The sequence below is a fragment of the Streptomyces sp. C genome (assembly GCF_000158895.1).
Lineage (GTDB): Bacteria > Actinomycetota > Actinomycetes > Streptomycetales > Streptomycetaceae > Streptomyces > Streptomyces racemochromogenes.
The window spans coordinates 1,289,540-1,292,825 of the sequence record NZ_GG657750.1; the positions used below are offsets into that span (position 1 = coordinate 1,289,540).

Below are 3,286 nucleotides of genomic sequence, written 5' to 3' on the forward strand. Positions count from 1 at the left end.
CACCTCCCAGCGGTAGCTGGGGGAGACGCGGGGCCCCGCCCTCCGAGCGGACGGGGCCACTTTGCGGACACCCCCTAGGCCCATGGCCGCCCAGCCCTCCGTCAGGAGGCTGAGCGGTTATGGTGATGACGAAGGCGCCCCCCGCGTACGAAGATGTGCGCATGCCAGACACCCTCCAGACCGACAGCGCAGCGCGTCTGCCCCGCCAGGTCGCCGACGCCTACGTCGACGACCTCATCGCACTCGACCCGATCCAGGGCACCTATCTCGGTGTCGCCGCCAGCTCCGGCCGGCTGCCCGACTACTCCCCCGCCGGCCGCGCCGCGCTCGGCGAACTGCTGCGCGCCACCCTCGCCCGGCTGGACGCCGCCGAGCGGCTGCCCGGCGCCGACACCGACGCCGAGCGCCGCTGCGCCCGGCTGCTGCGGGAGCGACTGAACGCCGAACTCGCGGTGCACGAGGCCGACGAGGACCTGCGGGCCGTCAGCAACATCCACTCCCCCGCGCACGCCGTCCGGGAGGTGTTCACGCTCACCCCCGCCGACACGGAGGAGGAGTGGTCCGCGATCGCCGAGCGGCTGCGCGCCGTACCGGCCTGCTTCGCCGGCTACCGCGAGAGCCTCGCCCTCGGCCTGGAACGCGGCCTGCACGGCAGCCCGCGCCCCGCCGCCACCTTCGTCGAGCAGCTCACCACCTGGGCCGGCCAGGACGGCGACGGCTCCCGCGACTTCTTCGGCGAGTTCGCCTCCGCCGGACCCGAGTCCCTGCGCGCGGAACTGGACGGGGCGGCGGCCGCCGCGACGGCCGCCGTGGCCGAACTGCGCGACTGGATGCGCGACGTGTACGCGCCGGCCGTCGCCGGCGCGCCCGACCCGGTGGGCCGCGAGCGCTACGCCCGCTGGTCGCGCTACTTCAACGGCACGGACCTGGACCTGGACGAGGCGTACGCCTACGGCTGGGCCGAGTACCACCGGCTGCTCGGGGAGATGAAGGCCGAGGCGGCCAAGATCCTGCCGGGCGAGCCGAACCCGTGGGACGCGCTGCGCCACCTGGACGAGCACGGCACCCACATCGAGGGCGTCGACGAGGTCCGCGCGTGGCTGCAGGGCCTGATGGACGAGGCCATCGAGAACCTCGACGGCACCCACTTCGAGCTCGCCGAGCGGGTCAAGCGGGTCGAGTCGATGATCGCGCCGCCCGGCGGAGCCGCGGCCCCGTACTACACCAACCCCTCCGAGGACTTCTCCCGGCCGGGACGGACCTGGCTGCCGACGATGGGCCAGACCCGCTTCCCGGTGTACGACCTGGTCTCCACCTGGTACCACGAGGGCGTTCCGGGCCACCACCTGCAGCTCGCGCAGTGGACGCACGTCGCCGACCAGCTCTCCCGCTACCAGGCGACCGTGGGCCTCGTCAGCGCCAACGCCGAGGGCTGGGCGCTGTACGCGGAGCGCCTGATGGACGAGCTCGGCTACCTCAAGGACGCCGAGCAGCGGCTGGGCTACCTGGACTGCCAGATGATGCGCGCCACGCGCGTGATCGTGGACATCGGCATGCACCTGGGCCTGGAGATCCCGGCGGACTCGCCGTTCCACCCGGGCGAGCGCTGGACCGTCGACCTGGCACAGGAGTTCTTCGGCCTGCACAGCGGCCGGCCGGCGGACTTCGTGGAGAGCGAGCTGACCCGCTACCTGTCGATGCCCGGCCAGGCCATCGGGTACAAGCTGGGCGAGCGCGCCTGGCTGCTGGGGCGGGACAACGCCCGCGCCGCGCACGGTGACTCCTTCGACCTGAAGAAGTGGCACATGGCGGCGCTGTCCCAGGGTTCGCTGGGTCTGGACGACCTGCTGGACGAGCTGTCGCGGCTCTGACCGCATGAAGCAGGGCCGCCCGCACCCCCTGGTGGGGGGGTGGGCGGCCCTCCGTCGTCGCGCGGGCGGTGCGGGTTCAGCAGCCGCAGTCGTCCGAGTCGGTGGGGGCGGTCAGCGGGTCGGCCTCGGCGCGCTGCCGGCTGCCCTCCCAGGTCTCGACCTCGAAGCCCTCGCGGATCCAGTACTCGATGCCGCCGAGCATCTCCTTGACCTGGAAGCCCAGTTCGGCCAGGGCGAGGGCGGAGCGGGTGCCGCCGTTGCAGCCGGGGCCCCAGCAGTAGGTCACCACGGGGACGTTCTTGTCGAGGAGCTTCTCGGCCTGCGCGGGGATCAGCGCGGTGGGCAGGTGGATCGCGCCGGGCACGTGGGCCTGGTCCCAGGACGGCGTGGAGCGGGAGTCGATCAGCTGGAAGCCGAGGGCGGCGCCCTGCTCGCGGTGGGCCTTGAACGCGGCGGCGACGTCCGACACATCGGCGTGGAAGGCCAGGCTGGCGGCGAAGTAGGCGGCCGCGGCGGCCGGGCTAGCCGGCGGGACCCGGAGCACGGGGTTGGCGGTGGCGGCGGGGGCGGTCGTGGTGTTCGTCGTCGTCATGGCTCAAAATCTACGAACTGTCGATCACTCCGTGAAGTGGGATTCCCCGGCTTATGTCATGTTCCACCGGGGAATTCTCTGCTAGACATCCGCCATGACCGGTTATTCCCCCGACGCCACCGACTGGCGGATCCTCGCGGCGCTCCAGCAGGACGGCCGCGCCAGCTTCACCGAACTCGCCCGCACCGTCTCGATGTCCGCGAGCGCCGTCACCGAGCGGGTCCGCCGCCTGGAGGAGGCCGGGATCATCACCGGCTACACGGCGGTGGTCGACCACGAGAAGCTGGGCAAGGCGATCCTGGCCCTGGTGCGGCTGCGCTACCCGCACGGCAACTACAAGCCGTTCCACGACTTCCTGGAGGCCACCTCCGAGATCCTGGAGGCCCACCACGTGACCGGCGACGACTGCTTCGTCCTCAAGGTGGCCGCCCGCTCGATGGCCCACCTGGAGGAGGTCACGGGCCGGATCGCCGGGCTGGGCCCGGTGACCACCAGCGTCGTGTACTCCTCCCCGCTCGCCCGCCGCCCGCTCAGTCCGTGACGCCCGCTCAGTCCGTGACGCCCGCCGTGCGGTGGCGCACCACCGAGCCGCCGCGCTGCTTGACGATCTCCAGCTGCGCCTGGACCCGGGTGCGCAGGTCGCCGACGTGGCTGACGATGCCGACGCTGCGGTCCCGCTCGCGCAGCGAGTCCAGTACGTCGAGCACCTCGTCCAGTGCCTGGTCGTCGAGGCTGCCGAAGCCCTCGTCGATGAAGAGGGTGTCCAGGCGCATGCCGCCGGCCTCGTCGGTGACCACGTCGGCCAGGCCCAGGGCGAGGGCGA

At 72.5% G+C, this 3,286-nt stretch carries 3 protein-coding genes and 1 pseudogene; 2 read left to right on the plus strand and 2 right to left on the minus strand.

Going from position 1 to position 3,286, the window contains the following annotated elements:
• The first annotated feature begins 161 nt into the window (after positions 1-161).
• The gene (locus SSNG_RS05625; protein ID WP_007262838.1) at positions 162-1,871 is read left to right on the plus strand and encodes a DUF885 domain-containing protein; all 1,710 of its coding nucleotides are present in this window, start codon (positions 162-164) and stop codon (positions 1,869-1,871) included.
• 76 nt (positions 1,872-1,947) lie between these two features.
• Here SSNG_RS05625 and SSNG_RS05630 read toward each other — a convergent pair whose 3' ends face one another.
• Positions 1,948-2,463, minus strand: coding sequence for a rhodanese-like domain-containing protein (locus SSNG_RS05630; RefSeq protein WP_007262839.1), 516 nt, complete (start codon positions 2,461-2,463; stop codon positions 1,948-1,950).
• Between the two features lie 94 nt (positions 2,464-2,557).
• Here SSNG_RS05630 and SSNG_RS05635 point away from each other — a divergent pair, with 94 nt between their 5' ends.
• Positions 2,558-3,004: an Lrp/AsnC family transcriptional regulator gene (locus SSNG_RS05635; RefSeq protein ID WP_007262840.1), complete on the plus strand. Its 447-nt coding sequence runs from the start codon at positions 2,558-2,560 to the stop codon at positions 3,002-3,004.
• A 7-nt stretch (positions 3,005-3,011) separates the two neighbouring features.
• Here SSNG_RS05635 and SSNG_RS05640 read toward each other — a convergent pair.
• Positions 3,012-3,286: pseudogene (locus tag SSNG_RS05640) on the minus strand (exonuclease); the annotation flags it as partial.

Bases quoted from the DNA above. Each gene is read 5' to 3' on its own strand.
- SSNG_RS05625 (WP_007262838.1), top strand. From the start codon at position 162: ATGCCAGACACCCTCCAGACCGACAGCGCAGCGCGTCTGCCCCGCCAG.
- SSNG_RS05630 (WP_007262839.1), bottom strand. From the start codon at position 2,463: ATGACGACGACGAACACCACGACCGCCCCCGCCGCCACCGCCAACCCC.
- SSNG_RS05635 (WP_007262840.1), top strand. From the start codon at position 2,558: ATGACCGGTTATTCCCCCGACGCCACCGACTGGCGGATCCTCGCGGCG.